General features: G+C 57.5%; 11 protein-coding genes and 1 pseudogene. 1 reads left to right on the top strand and 11 read right to left on the bottom strand.

Annotated elements, in window-relative coordinates; genetic code table 11:
- Positions 1 to 582: 582 nt before the first annotated feature.
- Genes BUB04_RS19010 through BUB04_RS07075 form a run of 11 tightly spaced genes read right to left on the bottom strand, consistent with a single transcriptional unit; the run spans position 583 to position 17,907 of the window.
- On the bottom strand, positions 583 to 1,461 hold the full coding sequence (locus tag BUB04_RS19010) for a hypothetical protein (protein WP_143156391.1): 879 nt from the start codon (positions 1,459 to 1,461) through the stop codon (positions 583 to 585).
- Positions 1,458 to 1,847, bottom strand: coding sequence for a hypothetical protein (locus tag BUB04_RS07030; protein WP_073038280.1), 390 nt, complete (start codon positions 1,845 to 1,847; stop codon positions 1,458 to 1,460). The genes BUB04_RS19010 and BUB04_RS07030 overlap by 4 nt, the downstream gene beginning before the upstream one ends.
- The gene (cmr4, locus tag BUB04_RS07035; RefSeq protein ID WP_073038281.1) at positions 1,847 to 2,845 is read right to left on the bottom strand and encodes a type III-B CRISPR module RAMP protein Cmr4; all 999 of its coding nucleotides are present in this window, start codon (positions 2,843 to 2,845) and stop codon (positions 1,847 to 1,849) included. The genes BUB04_RS07030 and cmr4 overlap by 1 nt, the downstream gene beginning before the upstream one ends.
- Positions 2,842 to 5,880, bottom strand: coding sequence for a CRISPR-associated protein Csx11 (locus tag BUB04_RS07040; protein WP_073038282.1), 3,039 nt, complete (start codon positions 5,878 to 5,880; stop codon positions 2,842 to 2,844). The genes cmr4 and BUB04_RS07040 overlap by 4 nt, the downstream gene beginning before the upstream one ends.
- Complete coding sequence (locus tag BUB04_RS07045) at positions 5,877 to 6,908, bottom strand: RAMP superfamily CRISPR-associated protein (protein WP_073038283.1); 1,032 nt, start codon at positions 6,906 to 6,908, stop codon at positions 5,877 to 5,879. The genes BUB04_RS07040 and BUB04_RS07045 overlap by 4 nt, the downstream gene beginning before the upstream one ends.
- Positions 6,905 to 7,975: a type III-B CRISPR module RAMP protein Cmr1 gene (cmr1, locus tag BUB04_RS07050; protein WP_073038284.1), complete on the bottom strand. Its 1,071-nt coding sequence runs from the start codon at positions 7,973 to 7,975 to the stop codon at positions 6,905 to 6,907. The genes BUB04_RS07045 and cmr1 overlap by 4 nt, the downstream gene beginning before the upstream one ends.
- A gap of 16 nt (positions 7,976 to 7,991) precedes the next feature.
- Positions 7,992 to 10,850: an ATP-binding protein gene (locus BUB04_RS07055; RefSeq protein WP_245795145.1), complete on the bottom strand. Its 2,859-nt coding sequence runs from the start codon at positions 10,848 to 10,850 to the stop codon at positions 7,992 to 7,994.
- Position 10,851: 1 nt separating this feature from the next.
- Positions 10,852 to 13,800, bottom strand: a complete 2,949-nt coding sequence (locus BUB04_RS07060; RefSeq protein ID WP_245795146.1) for a DUF1156 domain-containing protein — start codon at positions 13,798 to 13,800, stop codon at positions 10,852 to 10,854.
- A 15-nt stretch (positions 13,801 to 13,815) separates the two neighbouring features.
- The gene (locus tag BUB04_RS07065; RefSeq protein WP_073038286.1) at positions 13,816 to 14,361 is read right to left on the bottom strand and encodes a hypothetical protein; all 546 of its coding nucleotides are present in this window, start codon (positions 14,359 to 14,361) and stop codon (positions 13,816 to 13,818) included.
- Positions 14,354 to 15,697 carry an HD domain-containing protein gene (locus BUB04_RS07070; RefSeq protein ID WP_353743177.1) on the bottom strand — a complete coding sequence of 448 codons (1,344 nt, stop codon included), beginning with the start codon at positions 15,695 to 15,697 and terminating at the stop codon, positions 14,354 to 14,356. The genes BUB04_RS07065 and BUB04_RS07070 overlap by 8 nt, the downstream gene beginning before the upstream one ends.
- Positions 15,698 to 15,705: 8 nt before the next feature.
- On the bottom strand, positions 15,706 to 17,907 hold the full coding sequence (locus BUB04_RS07075) for a helicase-related protein (RefSeq protein WP_178371930.1): 2,202 nt from the start codon (positions 17,905 to 17,907) through the stop codon (positions 15,706 to 15,708).
- A gap of 184 nt (positions 17,908 to 18,091) precedes the next feature.
- Here BUB04_RS07075 and BUB04_RS07080 point away from each other — a divergent pair.
- Positions 18,092 to 18,291, top strand: a pseudogene (locus BUB04_RS07080) (IS1380 family transposase); the annotation flags it as partial.

The raw sequence follows: 18,291 nt of genomic DNA on the forward strand, positions 1-18,291 counted from the left end.
CGGTAGATCAGCCGATTGGTCGCCCCTTCGGAAACGAGAACCCCTTTCTCGACCATGTTTCTCAGCTCCCGCTGAAGAATGCGCCAATTGACGGGAATTTCCCGGCCTGGTGCGTTGACCATGTGTGAAAAAGCCCTTTCCCCTGGGAGAGCGGGCCTCCGGCCCGCACGAGAAACGGGCGAGACGCCCGCGATCTCGGGAGAAACAGCCTTCTCGGACAAGCTCCGTGGGGGTTGCGCATGGACGCAGGCGTTCCGTCTCGAACCTTCAAGGCAAGGGGGATGCTCGCGGAGCCGTAAATCCGCGTGAATCAGGAAGATACGCAAAGACCCCGCCAGGTCATCCCGACGGGGTCTCGCGTTAACTAAGAACCGCCCAAATTGGCAGATTGAAATCTGGCTCCCCTTGTGCAACCCTTTTCATGACGGTTCTCCTTCTCCGGCTATTAACCGAAAGCCGTTGTGGTTTAATAAGCTATCAAAGAACATATGGCCACCGGCAGGGTGAAAAACTCGACAGCCTCATTTACCCTATCAAAAGGAGTTGTCGTAAGTTGTGTCGCAAACCGGTCGCAAACATCGGCTATTTGTTGTCCTGATGCATCCAGTACCCATAGTTGTCAATCGACCAGGCCGTTGTACGTTGCAGAAATGAGCCGGGGGCCCACGTAAGTGCTCCTCTCCACGGGCTGCCTTGGTCCCAACCGCCAAGAAGCTCTTTCACTCCTTGCATTCCCTGGATTTGATGCCGGCCACCTTCCAAGGCATGTCCCCAAACGATGTCGCTTTGTATTTCGGGATGCTCCCCATCCAAATAAACTCGTTTCCCGAAGATGGACAAGTCGCCGGATACCTCCTGCCACTCCACACGGCATATTTTCCCAAGACCGTATCTGGTGTCGCCACCGACAAAGAGGGTATCGATATTGTCCAACGCCCTCCGAAAGCCGTTGTTTCTCAAGAAGACGTACCCCAAAAGCAGCACGGCATTCGTTTCCCCCTGACAGTTGGAATCACGCCACCAGGGATTGATACATTCTGTCTCCCGGAGTGTGCCTTCAGATGCTGAGTCCGATTCGGGAGCGATTGCGGTGCCGGGCCGGGAGTCCAGCAGACGACGTCTGAAGTCACGGTCCGACAGCCTGTTCTTGCCGCCGTGGCAATGCCATTGGAGTCCTCTCATCGTTTCGAATTTCGGTATCCAAGGTCGAATCGTGTCGCCCCGTTTCTCGGCCGGAAAGAGATAGGTGAAACGGCACTTGTGAGCGACTTTGTCTCCAAGATTCTTGTAATCTGGAAAGCTTTCACTACTTCGCGATCGAGATATCTCAGCGGTCACAGCTCCCCAAAGCACACGCGCCGGGACATAGGGTCTACAGCGGTTCAACGCCCCTGCCGGAGGCATGCCGACGAAAAGCGGCGCTTCCGGTCGCCAGATCCATCGAAGTGCCGTCCAGGTCATGTTCGCACCTCACTATTTTGTGGCACTCGCGCATGATAGCGGGCGTAGACGAGTGTTTGCCGGACCAGATCGCGGGCCAGCAGTAGCTTGTCAAGATCCTTGGCCATCCGCTGAAGCGAGGTAAAGACGTCGGCATTGTCAGGAAGTAAAGGGGCCTGCTGTGGCGTTTGTTGCAGGAACTTATAAATCTTTTTCGTGACCTTTTCACCTTCCCCACTGCCGCCTCGCGTTTTCAAAAAAAGAAATAGAGCATAAATTCCTTGTTCTTCCAGAACGGTGAGCGCACTCGTAATGAGGTTCTCAAGCTCCTTTGACGGCCTCTCCGCAATGGTCTTGCCCACCCTGGCACAGGCAAGGTCCAGGTTTTCGAAGGTCGGAGCGTCCATTACGAGACCTCCTTTCCTGGCTTATCCGCATCGGCGGGCTCCTTCGTTGCCAGCACGCGCAGCCGCCCCATGCCCCGGCTTCCCATGCCGCCGATCCCGAGATGTTCCAGATAAGAATGGGCATCAGTAATAGCATCTCTGACTTTCTCCGGTGAGTCGACCGCCTTCACATCATCTCGATCGATCTTAAAGTGTTTTGGATTCCGGCAGATTACCTCCCAAAAGAGCACTGTGCCTCGAGGCAGGGCCTCATAGGTGAACAGCGCCCCTTCCTCGGCCGCTCCAGTGGCCGGATCGATGGCGACCGATGTCCGAACTTCGAGGTTGCTGTTCACGATATGGCTGAACAGTTTGTCCGAGACGACAGCCAAGCGGCTGATGATGTAATTCGGTATCCCCAGCGCTTTGAATTGATCTTTGAATTGATCATTCGCAGTGAGTGGTTTCCAATCCGTCTTGACCGGCAAAAGAAGCCAGCCGAGATTCATGTGAACTGCCCCGCCGTCCGTTTCACGGTAAACGACCTGCTGCTCCGGCAGGTCCCCCAGTTCTGCGAATTCCGCAATGCTGGTTTGCCGCAATGCCATTGGGCACGTGATCCATTGCGGCCCCAATTGCGACGCCACGGGAAAGAGCAGCACCTGCATATCGCTAAATGCCGCCAGTCCCGCGAAACCGCCACTTGCGCCGATGCCTTTGGCAAAGCCGAACACGGTACACACAGGGCAATCGGCCTTTCCGCAATGGCCGCCGGCACCGTCGCGCTCCGGCTGACCCAGGCCGGCACACTTGGGGTATTTCCCCTTTGCCATGGCCGTGTAGGCTCGCATGACCCCTGCAAGACTCGATCCAGGAATTTTGGGAATCCGTGTCACCGGGTCGCGCACGATGGTGTTATCCACCCGGCCCAGCCGAGCTCCGCCTGTACCGACATGGATGGGATCGAGCGCCATGCCGGCAAACGGAAAAGTCACAAAACCCCGATTGTTTGTTGTCATCGGTCACCTCCTGTCTGCGTTCGGCCACGCACAGGCAGGCCGGACACTTGCTCTTTTAATACGCTCATGTGCCATTCCAGGCTCCAGTCCAAAAGCCCGTCTCCGGCGGCTTCCACCAACATTTCAAGGCAAGCGCCTCGAACACCCAGACGTTCATGGAACACCGCGCGGGCGAAATCGAGCCAGGCCGTTTTTCCTCCCTCGAACCATGTACCATCCGCTCCTTGCCAGGCATCGCGCCGCTCGACAATTTCCGACCATGCGCCGCGGAGCGCGGACTGACTTGGTGCGTGCCGCCCCATCAGCCGCCAGAGATCGCGCATCCGCGGCCATTCCGTTAGCTGTCTGCGACGAAACGGTTCGAAACGCCTGGCCGTGCTATCCATGAAGACTGTGGCAATAAGCGATGGATAAAGGAGAACCCCGTCCCCGCTTCGCAAGTCCTTCGCGTGCCGATAGACCTGACCGTTGGGATGCTGGAAATCCAGAGGAAAGCGGACTTGGTTATCTTCCACTGCCAGGTACGGATAAAATACGTCTTCCCGTCCATCGGGGACTCTGATGGGTATGGTTTGAAGAATCTCTTGCCGATGATCCAGCGACTTGATGCTGAGAGTAGTGACGCCCTTCTGCGTTTCGCATCCCGCCACCCGCCAGGTTTCAGGCTTCTGAATCCCATCCAAATCACTCTCGATGGTCCGTGCCGCTTCTATCACGGCCTGAAAGGGCGTCATCCTGGGAAATGCCACGACCCCGACTCGTAGCGGCAGCCGGTCCCAGACACGGGCGAATTGGTCGCGCCATGCTTCAACCGCCCGGTCCACACAAGCCGATGCGGCTTCAAGCGGCAGAAGGACCCGGAAGCGCACCGGCGAAAGATCCAGAGGGATCACCGGATGATAAACGCCCAGAGCGTCAGCAGCATCCGCTGCCGAATGCACCACAAGTGGTTTGGCGTCTACGCTATCGTCCGCTTTCAACTCCAGAGTGATTCCCCGCAAGCAATCCTTGTCTTGCTCCGGTTTCAGAAGTCGGGCCAGGTTGCAGATGGTGAGGAAGTCCTCTGTTTGTTCCCTATACAACAGGCTTACAGGCGCATCCCCATAACGTCCGCCATAGGTCTGCCGGTCTTCCCATGAACCGGAAGAACGGTTATCCGGCTTGAGAACCAATCGGCGCACGCGCCAGCGGTTCCGGTCCGCAGCCGCTATGTCGCGGAATTCGGCAAGCAAGGCTTTGAAGAAATCCTCGGCCTGCCGCTCAAAGCGATAAATGCGACCCGGTGAGGCGAGTTTACGGAACAACTGATGTGTGAGCCATCCAGCGCGTACGCTCTCGTCAATGTCCTTCCATTGAGGCGAGTCGGCGCGATCCTCGACGATTTTGGAGAAAAAAGATGGCCAATCTTTCTCGTGCTGGTACCCCTCCTGGAGGTTGCTCAGCACGGGGTCTGTCTTGTCAAAGGACTGGAGTTTTCCTTTGATGTACTGAAAGAGGCTATCGCAACAGGTGGACGGATCGATGGGGTTTGGCTGGTTTTTTAGTATGGGATTGAACTTGCGCCATTCTGAAATGGCCTGGGTCCTGAGCGCGTCCAGGCGGGTTCCGTCAAGCCAGGGCTCGATGTCCAGGTTCATGGTGACGAGGGCGACCCGGTCATTGGCATCGGCCACCTCGCTGATCCAGATGGTGTCTGATCCGAACTTCCCCTCAAGCCACATGTCCAGACGGTGAGTCCGCCGCGCCTTGCAAGGGGCGCAAGGCATTTGCTTGTCTGTCACTGATGGGCTTCTACGCACAAGACATACCGGGCAGACATGGCCCTTCGACGAATCCTGGTCAGGAATCCTCCAATCGCGGAAGACCGGCACAACCATTGTCTCCCGCGCCTTCCGGATTTCCGCCGTCATCCCGACAAGAGAGCGGGAGGGCTCGCTGATGCTGCAATAGGGAGGCATCTCAAGGTTGGCGTCACTGGCGTAACCATCTATCTGCTCAGCCAGCCAGTCTTGCCACTCGGCGATCTGCAAATCGCCGCCTCGGTACCCTTGTTTGTCGTGGCCGAATCGCTCCCCTGGGAACGAAAAGACACAGGTCTCGCCGTCCCTGTACAGCAGGGAGCCTACAGCCAGATCGGCCTCAACGAGCTTGCAGACGTTGATGAAAAACTCGTCCAGCGCCAGGCGCGCGCCGGTCCAGTCGCCGATCTTAACCGCCCGGGCCTCATAGTGGTCCGCACCGATCCCGACGGTCAAGAGCCGCCAACGGGTCTCTTGTTTGAGTCCATTGCTGGACCAGGGGAACGAGCTGCCTTCCAGAATCGCACCGGCCGCGGCGCTTTTGAACAAAGCGGCTGCGACATAGGACTGATCAAACAGCGTGACGTCGTTGTTCGGCAACCTGGTTTCGGCCAGGGTGCTGGAAAACTCCTTGCGTAGCCATCCTTCGGGCCCCACAGCTTCATCCCGCCAACGCCACCAGCCATCAATGTCGTTTGGGGAACCATTTTTGCCAAGTTGCTGCAGCACTGTGAGGAGCTGCACAATCTGCTCAAGCAGCCGCTTCCAACCAGATTCGGTCAGCAATTCAGGCGGGTCGGCCAATAGATTGCGGGCAGGGTGGCCGAAGGCCGTGGACAACCACATGTGGGTGACATCCTGGCCCAGGTATTTGGCGGTGGCTGACGGCAGATTCTTTTCGATGCCCGACGCCATGGCGTGACCGGCCTGAAGCAAGCCAAGCAACCCTTTGTCTCTTTTCGTATGCTTCCTGATATACTCCGTAAACGTGGCGGGCCAGGCGTCTCTGTTCAGCGTGAAGTTGTCTTTCACCCATTTAAGTTGATCATCCCAAGGGAAAGCAGGACTTTCTATTTCATCCCACTTTTCGTATTCGTAGTCATTTTTTTGTCCACCGTGCCCACGAAGGAAATCAATCTTCGCCTTGCCGGTCATATGGAGCCAGCCGATTGCCTCACACGCCAGAAGCAAAGGGCGATGCTGCCGCAACGTGTCCGGAGGTTGAAATCCCGTCATTGGTCCCCTCCCTTCCGGGCGATTCGGCTTTTCATCTCCGCTTTGAATCCTTCCGCGTCCTTATGCGTGAAGGAACCGGCTGGGGCTTGCTCATGTACCAGAGTGCCAAGGTCCTTGAGGCTGTGGAGAGTCTTCTTTATTGGTCGAGTTTCAGCCTTTGAAGGTTGCGCGGAGGCCTTCACATGACCTGTCCACTCATCGATCTTCGCAGTACCCCAGCCGGCGGTGCGTTTGGCGGAAATGCCATACGTTTCGAGAAGCGCCCTTATACTGTCGATGAAGCCGCCGATAAATTCGGCGGGCGTGAGTTTATCGTTTTCGATTTCTCCCGGCAGGGGCGCATAGAGCAGCCGCAACCTGCCTCTTGTCCCTGCCGGGACGACCTCATAGTAAATGGGCTGAGTCCCGGCGCGACGGCTGCGGCTGTGGGGATTGATCACCTCGAAGCCAACCTTGTTGAACCAGGTCGGATAAAAGACGAGGGCGCCGGCGCGGAATCGCTCATCTTCCCCTTTTTCATTGCCGAAAAGGTGGACGATCCAGGAAGGATCGTTCCAACCATCCATTTTCATCTCGTGCTCTTCCAGATGCTCGCGCAAACCGGCCTGCATCCTGCACGCCCAGCGAAGAAGTCCCTTCCAGGAGGCCGCGGACATGAACGGCACTCCGAAGACCCGGTCCTTGCGTACCGGGTTATCCAGCACGTGAAAGGGGCGGTCGTCCTTCGAGTACCAGGGGGATGCCAGCGTAAAAGAAACATCGATGCCGAACCAGGTCGAATCCGGCGGGGAAGTATGGTCGGGCTCAAGGTGAAGAGCCGAAGGGAGTTTGAGATCCAGTTCAGCCGCCCGTTTCATGTAGCATTTGCGGGCTTCGTTTTTGGGGTCAGGCGCTTTCTGCGCTTGCGGTTTATCCTGGCAGGACCAGACCGCACATCCATCCACAAAGCCTGCAGCGAGACCGCCTTCATTCACCCGTTTCGGGCATGCTTTGTTTTCGGCCAGGGAGGCGTAATAATCGAAAGTCATGAGCACCTCTCCTTCCCGGCGAATAGTTGATCGATGATCTTGTCTCCGGTGAGAAAATCCCAGCCGCTTTGCCCCCATACCTTCGTCAGACGTCTCTTCATGGTGTCGAAATCGATCAGTCCGGGTTTCACGAAGCCGAAGGTTCTCGCGGGGTTCTTGAAACTGAGCACCTTCTTGCTCTCCTGCTGAGAGCCAGCAAGCCATCTGGATATTTCATCATTACTATTGGCAAGTTGTTCGCTCGCGCGCTTCGGGTGCCGTTTTGCCTTCGGGCACTTGTTCGGCGGATTGTGGACTTGACCGCAATCAAGGCACGTCTTGCTCTCTTTTCTGCCTAGCACCTTGTTAAAAGAACTAGCGCTGGTGGTCTCTCGCGTTAGTGTCTTCATCTTAACAAACCAGAAGAATTCGAGTGATGCCCAAGCAAAATCAGCATCTATTGCTTTTGATTCCGGTTTTCTCCACCGCTCCTGGCGAACGTACTTTTTCACTTCCGTAACGTTCAGGTTTGTTATTCGCGGATTGACTTTGACAATCTCCACGATGCCGTAATCTTGATGATGCGTTTCTCCCGTCCGACTGGGTTCGTCCGTTGGCTTGAATACCGTCTTGCCGCCGATGGCCCCGTATTCGGCGATCAAGCGAAGTGTGGCGTCCAGGAGGGCCCATTCTTCATCACAGATCGGACGGAGGGGTGTGAACCGAAGATTGAAAGTATCGTTTTGTTTGATCTGACCTGTCTTGGTACCGCTATTCTCATCCAAGACTTCAAATCTGAACTTCCGCGCCCAGCCGGTGCAGCCAAATAGTTCACAAACAACACAGCGTTTTCCATCTTTGTCTGGACAGCGGATGTGATCAGAAGGATCGCAGGTACCACCGCCCAGACCACGGACCAATACCTCGAACCACCAGCGGATGGAACCGAGCAGGCCGGTGGTGATCAGACGGTCAGGACCAGTTTTTTCCTTAATCTGGCCGTTCTTTTCTTTAAGTGCGACCGACCCGGTCCACAAGTCCGTCAATGCCTTGAATTGATAGGTTCGTTCACCATTTGCAGTGGCCATGGTTTACCTCACTTTGTCATTCCTCCACAGTCCGCTCGATATCTGCTTCGTCCAGCGGTTCGTCCACGGCATTGCGTAGCCACGATGGGTCGAAACCGGCAGCCGACGAGCCTTCGATTCGGATTCGCACCTTGGCTCCATCGGATTTGTCGGCCAGGTTCGCGATGGCCGGAAACGCCTTGAAGACCTGTTCCCGAGTGGCTTCGAAGACAAAAGCGACCCGTTTCCTTCGTCCGGAAACATCCGTGCCTGTCGTGACTGGGCCAGTACCGGTTCCGACACCCCTTCCGGCCACACCTTCTTGGACGCTCGGTGGAGGAACTGCGCCGGTGTCGACAGGGAATGCGCCGGTGGGTTGGGCCGTCGGGGCTTCCGGGATTGCTTGCGGCATCATAAGAAAGCCGGAATCGAAATCGACTTCGTCATCGGCAATAGAGCGGCCGAGAATCACCTTGTCGCGATTTACCTGGTACTTTCCATCAGGACCGAGAACAGGACTGCCTTCGCTCGCATAGGCGAAGACGCTTTCCGATACACCTCGAGCGATCCCCTTGCGCAGGACGGATGCGGATTCCAACCGGGGCGGCGCAATATCCCGGAAAAACGACTCCAGTACATCGGATGCCTTGATGCCCATGAGCGGGGGCTCTCCCTCGTTTACGGATTCGCCGAGCCGCACTCGCTCGGCGATTTTCCTTGGTGTCACCGATCCGTGAATCCGTGGCGTACCCACACTGGTGAGCAGTTCCATAATGCGCTCGTGGACGCCGGTTGCCTGAAGCGGACGTCCGCCCCGTTCCACCTTTTCGATCTCCAGTTCGCCGTCCTGAACCCAAGGCAACCACACGGCCGTGTACAGCTCCCGAAAGCATGACTCAGCCGCGGCCTGCTCGGTGCGCTTCCTCTCCCGGAGTTGGTCGAGCTGGTCCTTGGTGAGCCGGAGCTGCTGCTTCTTGGCTTCCACGCGGTCGATGGCCAAGAGATACCGGACGGCACGCCGCAACGCCTCGATTTGTTTCTTTTCCGGTATCGCGAGTCCCAGCCCGTTGCGGAAACGCCTGGGACGATCTCCGTACTTGGTCAGATACTCCTTGGCCTGACGTTCCTGCTCCGACTTGCCCTCGGCGGCGAACTCAAGGGGCAGGTAGGCAACGAGAAAACGGGGGTCCTCATCGGGGATGTCCTGGCTCTTCACCGGCCAGACAATGGCCGTGTGGTGGCCGGCAAGGCGCTCTTCCAGCATTTCTTTGATCCGACTTCGGACCGGGCCGTGACCACGAGCCTGAGAGTCCTCGCGGGCAACGGTCTGCTCCGCGTCCTCGATCAGCTTGGTGACATTCGGGTCCTTCTTGAAGCAGTACCGGACGCCGTCGTAATGCAGGTACAGGCATGTATTACGAAGCTCGGACAAGACGGCTGTGGCCGTGATGTTGTCGAGATCCGGACCGACGCAGGTCGCAAGGAGTTCATTCTCCGTTACGCCTGGCGGCAGCGTCTCGTCGCTGCCCGAGCCCTCCCGCCTTAACCCGCCAAACGAATACAAAAGGATGGCCGTGGCGATGCGCGTGGCAGGTCTCACACTGGCAAGCGCAGGGGTTTCGCGGCTCAACCGGTCGTCGATACGTTTCGCCCGGGCGTTCGGTCCGTCGATGTCCGCCGTGATGACCGGGTCGAAGTCGTTCTGGGCACCCAGCTCTTTGAGCATCTTCACCCGGACATCCACGTCTTTCACCGGCACGTCCCCAGGCCCGAGAAGCGCCTTTGCTCCGCCGTTCTTCTTGAGGGAATGCATGCAGGAGGCAAGGAACCGCAGCGCGCCGCGTGTCCGCTGGAAAGCATCCACCGCGGTCCAGCGTTCCCTCATGATGTCGATGAGCGCGGGATGGAATGGATAGGCCGCCCGCATCCGATCCCGCAGCAGCCGGCCTTCCTCCTCGGCTTGCCGGCGTTCCGACGGCGTTTCGGCATGAGCCCGCTGCATGCCGGTCACAACGTCCTGATAGGCCGCGGCGACCTCGTCAGCGAGTGTCGGATCGGGGTCGCCTCCCAGAAGCCGCCGCTTGAGGATCGGGAGAACCTCATCGCCCGAGACCGGTTCCCGGAGTTGGTCCACCCGGGAGGCGAGCTTGTCGATCTCGGCAAGCAGTCCGACATTGCCCAGGGCCTCCCTGGCGCTCCAGGTGAGGGAATAGACGAGCGCGGCCTTCTCGCTCCCGGCCACCTCGACGGTCAGGTTCTGGAAGAAATCCTTGGCCTGTCGCTGGAGCGTGGAATCAAGGACGCTGACCGCAGCGGCCCGCTCCATGTATTTGAGCACCTCATCGAGGAGGATGAGAACCGGCCGACCGCTTGCCCCCTCGGTAAGCAACTTGCGGATCATATCTCCGCCTGGAGACACACGGTCCTTATCGTGCTCGGCGACGATGGGGAAGGCCTTCTCGGGATCGATCTGCCAGGCGATCCAGCCCCACATGGTCTGGATCGTGCGGCCGTCTTCCAGTGTCTTGCCGTTACGGGCATCGAATTTCTCGCCGTCGAAAACCGCCACGGCCACATTGCCGGGCCGGGCGAATTCCTTAGCCTCGGGGATACCGTCCAGCGCCTCTCGCTTTCGCGCGGCATGGAACAGCGCCGCCAGGGTATGCGACTTTCCCCCGCCGAAGGGCACCCTGAGCTTCAACACCCGGTTGTACCCGGACTTGCCGGAAAGGGATGCCAGCACTTCGTCCAGGAGCCTTCGCAGGTCGGCCGTAAGGTAGGTCGCCCGAAAGAAGGCTTCCGGGTCCCGGTTGACCACGGGCACGTTGGGGTCACCCGCGGCGATGGCTCCGAGATCAATGGCGAACACCGCCTCGGTCAGGCTACCCGCTTCCACGTCAGGATGGAGCTTGACCAGGTCGGTCCAGGGACGAAGTGCATGTGTGCTCACTTTCTGGCCTCCGTGGGATTCTCATTTGTTTCGTTTTCAGGTCTACATCGGAAAGTCTCGCCTCAATCAGCGTCCGCCAGTTAGCGACAAGTTTCTTGAGGGCGGAGACTTCCGCCGGGGTGGTGATGATGTTTTGGTGGGACAGGCCGCCGGCCTGTCCAGCGCCCTCCAGGGCGGTCCCGGCCAGGGTCTGGGCGACCAGCCGCAAGCGCTCTCGGTCCGGCCTCGCCTCGTCGAGAAAGTCATTGAGCTTGCGGGGCTCGTTTTCCAAAAGCCAGAGGATGCGGTGCAGGATGTCGATCAGCGGGGCGGGCTTGCCGTCATCCTTTGGCAACCCCAGCTTTTCGTCGTCGCCGCGTTCGGCGAAATCCCGCAGTCGGTACTTGCCCTTCTTCTTTTCGACCAGTGCGCGGCTGCCGGACGAGAGTCCGTTCTGGCCATCCAGCTCGACGTTCTGGCCGTACGTGAAGACGATGGCCTCGCCCGCGTCCATCTCGGCCGCCTTGTAAGCGTAGCGCCAGAGGACGTAAAACCGGGTCGGTCCGTCCACCGCGGCAACGCCGCTTCCGGTTACCCCGAAGATCTTTTCGAGAAGCGTCTCCAGCACGACCCCTTCCACCTCGGCCAGGAACTTCTCAGCCGGGACCTCCTCGCCATTGGCGTACTCCACGCGGGAGAAGCGGGTGAAGGCGCGAAGCCCTGCGCCCACCGCGGCGATAACCAGGTCCGCGCCGGTGATGCCCATCTTCCAGAGCGAATCGACCCGCTCGCGGACGATTTTCTCCAGGTCTTGACGGACTTGATCTTCATATGAACCTGTCTCAGGTCCTTCACGCCGCCGGGCTACGAGAAAAATGCTTGAGGCAAGGGCCGCGTCTCCTTGGTGAGCCACTCGAGCCTTTGTTTCGGTAGTAAGAGGCCAGGCTTCGGCAACCTCATATCCAGCACGCCGAAGCGCATCCACAAGAGTCGCCCACCCGAGGGTGGTCTTGTGGGCATAGACGACGATCAGGATGCCGCCGGGTTTCGTGACACGATGGGCTTCTCGCAAGGACTGAAACAGGGTGTCCTCGTAATAGTCCCGCGCCTGCTGCTTTCCTCCCTGGCGATAAGCTGCGGCGACGCATTCCTTTTTCTTCGGCGTCAGTTGGCCGGCGAAATGTTCAGGGTAGAGAAAACCGATGGTCGGCCGCAGCCAAACGTAACAGACATCGGAAAGCTCCGAGTAGCTTTCGTTGTCGTAGTAAGGGGGATCGGTAATTACGGCATCGAAGATGCCGTTGTCATATGGCAGTTCAGAGGCGGAACCGCGCACGACTCTGACAGGGTTACGGAATTGCCCTTCCTGACGGACGGCGGCAGTGATGAAATCAAGCTGGCTCAACGCGTCACCTGAAGCGCCGCCGAAGATATTCACCTCTGGGAAATCCCATGTCATTGCAAAGCGTTTCATTGACGTCAGGCTTTCAATTTTCTCGCCAGCATTGTTCCACCTGGCCAACCCGTTGCACCGGTCGGTCAACCGACTGACCCATAACCCCAGGTAGGTCGTAATTGCCTTGGCCCGTTCCGGTTCTACTCCTTGGTCAAGCATTTCTTGGTAGGCACGGCGCACTTCCCGGGCCATGGTCAGGAGGATGTACCGCTGGCGTGGGGTAAAAGCCTGGCGGAAGGTCCGGATGCCGTAAAGATAGCTGTTTCCAGTCGCGAGCCCCGCGTTGCCGGTCGGAGGGATCACTTCGTCAAGGCTGCTCGGTCCAAGTTCGCGCTCAATTTCCTCCGCGCGCTTCTCGGCCATGGCTTGATGCTCAGCCTCGATGGCCGCAAGGGATTCATCGACAAGATAGAACTTCCCTGGGCCGTCGGGATTGAGGGCAATCACGCACATGAGCTGCTGGCCGAAGCCTTTCTCGTCGCCATACCTGCGGACATAGGGACCATCGAGAGCGGTTTGACAGAAGGGGCATACCGTGGATGATCCAGCGCTCCCGGTGGTCGGATCAAAGCCGAGCGCCGATGCGGACCGAGCTTCGACCACCTGAAAACGCATGATGCGTCTGCCCATGTCCGGTACCGGTTTCAGCGCGACGTAACCGGAGGATTTTTTTCGCAGCCAGGTTTGGCGATAGAGCGGTACGGTTCCTTTGCACTGTGGATTCGGACATGGGATGGTCCGCGTCCAGTAGTAAGCGACGACAGAATACTCGTCGGCTGGCGTTCTATCTCCATCCCCAAGGGTTCTTTGGATCGCCCTCGGTTGCTTCCGTGCAACCGGTATACGCGCAAGGACGTCGGACACCGCCTCTTGCGTCTTCTTCAGAATGGTTTTGCCCCATTTCTCGATATCGTCAGCCAGCTCCGCTCCGAATTGCTGTGGGAAGGTGACGGTGCACAATTCGATGAGATAGGCGACCGGATTGAGGTCGAGAGCATGTGACTCACATCCAAGTCGGGCAGCTTCAATAGGAATGGCCCCTCCGCCTGCAAACATGTCCAGCACCTTGGGACGAGGGGCGCGACCTTCTTCAATATCCACGACAGTGACCTTCTTGCCGCTCTCTTCGGTCAACCGCTCGGCATGGGCTTCAAGAATGTGCCTCTGGGCTTCCTTAATGACGGTAGGGTTTCCCGGATACTTGCAGAGCCGCTCGATGAACCTTGCCGCGTTGGCCCGGCCCAGACTCCCCTTCTTGTTGTCCGGCCCGTTTTCCGGAACGAACCGTGACGCCGGTACCAATGCCCCGTACACCGCTGCGCGACATGCCACCAAGGGCCGCCGCGCGCGCCACACATGCAAGGTTGAAATGTGCCCCTTAGTACGGGGCTCACTCGAAGCCGCTTCCCCGACCGAGTTCACGGGCAAAAAGTCTTCTATAAGTCTGCGGTCGTCGGTCAAACCAATATCTCCTTGTCAATGGATAATCTCTTGCGCTTCCTTGATGATTTGATCCAGTTCATCGATAGCGGCCTGAGCCTGATCGATTCGAATGTGCGGCTTGAGTTCAGACAGTTTTTTTGCTCTTTTTTCGGGCTGTTCGTCTGTTCGCTTTTGCTTGGTGACATAAAGCGCTGTGGCCAACCGTTCCAGGTCGGCAACACCTTTGGCACCGAGCTTATCGGCCACAAAGGCGATCTTCTTTTCATGCTGCTTTAATGTCTTGGTATAGTTGTTCTGAAGCTTCTCGGCCAAGTCGGTGGGCTTGATGGTGGGGCCGTAGGGCCAGCGTGGCACCAGCTGAATCAGCCCGTCTGCCCGCAGGCTTGTCAGTTCATCGCGCAGGTCGAACGAAAACGGCCCGTGTTTATACAAGATGAAATCGAACTCCAGAGGCACCTCCATAAGATGCTGGGCGAAGAAAGCCGCTTTTTGGGCATGGGTCTCCCCGCACCAGCTCCCCTTATCCCTTAAGTTCTGCAACAAGCGCGTAATCAATGCGGCTCTTTTAAGCCTATCCATTGTTTGTTTCCTCCTTTTTAGGTTCAATTATCTTTTCCCGGTTTTCCTTCAACCATCGTTCTGCCTCATTGAAAATACTGCGTTCGGCAAAGACGTAATCCACAGAGAGCACCGGAACGTTATTAAGGACTTCTGAGACAGCCAGGGAGGAGACAATGCGGCCATCGCGCATACGCACCGGAAAATCGGGTGCGCCGCCTTTCTGAAAATAGCGATCGTGCCGAAACCGGTCGACCTCGAACTCCTTGCCCAAGGCGTCGAAGATCGCACGCCCGGCTTCCGGGTTGATTGCCACATCGTTCGGGTTTCTTTCGTATAAGCGTTTGAAATGTTCGCGCCGCACAATTCGACAGGCATGGGAGTGGCCAGACGCGTCTTCATCAAAGGCGGCCTTGCGTAACGCAACAGTAACCTCGTTGTCCGTGATCAATAAAAACTCACTGATATCAGTGGGGAAAACACCATCGGGAAGCCAAGATTTCAGAAAGTCTTTCAAATGGATGTCGTAGATCCTTCGAACAGGGTGAAAATAGACCTGGGAATACATGAAGTACCTGGCGACCATGAGCGCTTCTGACGACAGGATACCGCCTTCATCTACTCCCAAGGTGGGTTCTCCATCTTCGTTCCCGTCATCAGAGGAGGGCATGGGAAGGATTTGGAGCGTATCGATGAGGCGATAATGGTCGAACTTGCCGTACGCCACTCCTAGGTGGTGCGAGTCGCGCAGGAGGTAGTCCATGCGGTCGACCCCGAAGGCGTCTCCTACAACGATCTCTGAAAGAATGGCTTCCCAGTCCGAAAACTGAAGATCTTTCGCCTTTTTGGGGCCCACCGCGAGCTTGATGATGTCTTCTTGCCGAAGCGGTGGGGTCATGTTTTCCCAAATCTGCCTCACTTCCTCGCTGGCGATGATCTCCCGGGTAACTCGTTCGTGGTCCCACCCTTGAGGGAGCAAATCCTCTGCAGCATGGGAAAAGGGAAGATGACCGATGTCGTGACAAAGGGCCGCCATGCGCAGCACCCTACGCCAGTATCGCAATGCGTCGGAATCCGCTTTCCCCAGGGGCTCCAGCCGGCTTCGGATATCTTCGGAGACGTTGTCGGGGTTCGTGATGACGTCAAAAACACGGCTTGCTAGCTCCATGACCCCCAGGGAGTGTTCGAACCGCTTGTGGGTTGCGCCTGGATACACAAGATACGTCAGCGCCAACTGGTGTATATGGCGCAACCTTTGAAAAGATCTTGAGTTTAGTACGTCGCGTTCGTGGTTGTCGAGCCTGACGAACACATGAATGGGATCTCTAATCTCATGAGTATGTTTCGGCACCGTCATCTCCCATACTACAACCCCGCAGCAACTATGGCCTCGGCCGGTATCTCGTAGAACCTCGCCGCCACGATCTCCCTCTTGGCATGGTCGAGTTTGGCAACGGGATTGTGGATGCGCACAAGCTCAGGGGAATCACCCAGAGGGTCCCAAACCACATAGAGCCAGTAGGTCTCTGCCAGTTGCTGGGCCTTGTACCACTCGTTGGTGGTAAGCCTTACCGGCTGCCCCCGCAGGCGGCCCTTGACCTCGACTCTCTTGACCAAGACCTCGCCGGTGGCTTCATCGGCAATCTTGTGAGCGCGGATGTCGAAGCCCAGCTTCAGATGACCAACCCGCTCGATCCTGTCCTTGGGGAAGCCTTCCGCGACCAGCGCTTCAATGACCTTTTCTTCTGCGGCGATCTCGCTCTGCCGGCGGATATTCGGATCGAGTTCATCGGAAAGACAAGCGAGCTGGGCCTGCGTGTCGGCATCGGGAGCGAGTACAATCGCCGTGCCTACGTGCTTGACCGGCCCGGTCCTCGCAATCTCAAGCCGTTTTAGACCGTCGAGGCGTTCTCGGCGTGCGCGCTGAAGCTCATCTACATATTTCCTGGCCTCGTCGGCAGCCAACTTAAACTCCGGCTTGGTCACCGCTTCTGCGGCCAGCAGCATGGCCCGCTCCTGGGCGCGGTCGATCCTGGCCTTGAACGACTTTTCCAGATATTCCCGGCAAACCTGAGCGAAATGCTGCCGTTCACGCTGACAACGGGCGCGGCACTCGAGCTGGTAGCTCGCTTTAAGAAAATCGGTAGCCGGCAGTAACGGGGTCGGTTCGATCTTTTGAGGCGGATGCGGATGTGCCGCAAAGTTGAGCAGGATGTCGCTCGGGATGATTTCGTAATGCCCCCGCTCCTCGCGAACGGCCACGAGCTCGCCATAGAGCGGTACGTCGTTCCCTTTCGAGTCCTTGCCACGGATCGATATCTCGAAAAAATGGATACGATAAGGATCTGTGCATAAAGGTTCGATAAAAAAAGCAACACGGCCCACAAGTTCGGCGAGCCGTTCATTGAGTTTCTCATCCACAGCCGCATAGAGCGGATGTCCCGGCCCCATCAGTACAGCGTCAACGTGAACGTCCTGTTCAAGGTGGTGTTTGTGGAAGGTGATCTTTCGATAGGACGATTCGGCTTTCCCGACCTTCTGGACGGAGCGAAGCCGTTCAGAGCGAAGATCCGCAAGGACGTGCTCGACACGCCACAACCCGTCTGCTCTCGGCTCGATCCGAAGGCCCACTTCCCGAGCAGCAGCAACGAACTGTGCTTCCACATATCGAGGCATTAGCCGACGCTCTTCGACCTCGAGGTTCCGGCGATGGAATGCCGAAAAATCCACGTGGCTGCGCGCAAGCGCAATTCCCGTGGCTTCCTCGTATTCTTTGAGCTTGGCCGGATCGATGCGGTCGATCTGATCGAGGTACTCATCGAGCCGCCTGGGGTCATAGGCCGCATCCCGGAGCATGTCCGGGAGGTTTACGTCATTCAGCGACAGCACTTCGCCGATCACATCGAACACGCGGCCTTCGAGGGCCTCGTTCATCTGGTCCAGCTTTTCCAGAAGGCGGTGGAGAATCCGGCCTTCAACGATAGGCTGACCCTCCTCGGATTCCGTGGCCACGAAGTTGAAAGCATAGACATCCCGGTCCTGGCCGATGCGATGGATACGGCCCAGGCGCTGCTCAAGGCGCGTGGGGTTCCAGGGCATGTCATAGTTGATCATCAGGTGGCAAAATTGCAGGTTGATCCCTTCGCCGGCGGCCTCTGTAGCACAGCATACCTGCGCACCGGTTCTGAAAACCTCCTGAGCCCGTTTGCGTTCATGGGGGTTCATGCCGCCGTGGATTTCGCAAGTACTGAAACCCCATCGTTCAAGATGATCGCGCACGTAGCCGAGGGTATCCCTGTGCTCCGTGAAGATCAGGAGCTTTCCCCGGCCATCTTTCAGGTCCATGAACTGCGCCTCGCCGAGGCACTTCTTCAATGCGGCCAGTTTGGAATCGTTCGCATTTTCCCGAACCCTTCGCGCCTGCTCGACGAGCTCCTTTAGGGCGGAGATTTCCGCGCGCAACTGTTCAAGTTCCAACGCAGCCGTGTACTCATCCACCAATTGATCACGTACCGCATCGTCGAGATCGTCTTCTTCCTGCTCGGCATCAGGCAGGCGACCCTGCAAAACCGCCAACCGTTTGGCGCGCTGGGCCGGAGGGAGTCCCTTAAGCTCTTCCAGGAGATCTTCCTCCTTAATCCGTGAGTATGTTTTTAACCAAACAAATATCAGATCTTATCTAGGATTTTGAATTTACACGTGTTTTGTGCTATAGGGTCTCCTGTCAACCTTTCACCTGGCAGGTGCTCGCATGAAGAAAATTGTGATCGAACAGTCTTCGAAAGCCTTCTACAGCAGCCACTCGGGTTTGGCTCTGGTAGGGAACCTGATCAACGGCTATACAAGCCTGTGCGAACGGTTGGAAAAGGAAGTTCCCGGGCAGCCGAGGGTTTCGCACGGGGATGTGGTGAAGACCTATCTCGGTCTCCTGTGCCTGGGCAAAAGTGATTT

Origin of the sequence: Desulfacinum infernum DSM 9756 (genome assembly GCF_900129305.1) — a bacterium.
Classification (GTDB): Bacteria; Desulfobacterota; Syntrophobacteria; order Syntrophobacterales; family DSM-9756; genus Desulfacinum; species Desulfacinum infernum.

Bases quoted from the DNA above. Each gene is read 5' to 3' on its own strand.
- BUB04_RS19010 (WP_143156391.1), bottom strand. From the start codon at position 1,461: ATGACCTGGACGGCACTTCGATGGATCTGGCGACCGGAAGCGCCGCTT.
- BUB04_RS07030 (WP_073038280.1), bottom strand. From the start codon at position 1,847: ATGGACGCTCCGACCTTCGAAAACCTGGACCTTGCCTGTGCCAGGGTG.
- cmr4 (WP_073038281.1), bottom strand. From the start codon at position 2,845: ATGACAACAAACAATCGGGGTTTTGTGACTTTTCCGTTTGCCGGCATG.
- BUB04_RS07040 (WP_073038282.1), bottom strand. From the start codon at position 5,880: ATGACGGGATTTCAACCTCCGGACACGTTGCGGCAGCATCGCCCTTTG.
- BUB04_RS07045 (WP_073038283.1), bottom strand. From the start codon at position 6,908: ATGACTTTCGATTATTACGCCTCCCTGGCCGAAAACAAAGCATGCCCG.
- cmr1 (WP_073038284.1), bottom strand. From the start codon at position 7,975: ATGGCCACTGCAAATGGTGAACGAACCTATCAATTCAAGGCATTGACG.
- BUB04_RS07065 (WP_073038286.1), bottom strand. From the start codon at position 14,361: ATGGATAGGCTTAAAAGAGCCGCATTGATTACGCGCTTGTTGCAGAAC.
- BUB04_RS07070 (WP_353743177.1), bottom strand. From the start codon at position 15,697: ATGACGGTGCCGAAACATACTCATGAGATTAGAGATCCCATTCATGTG.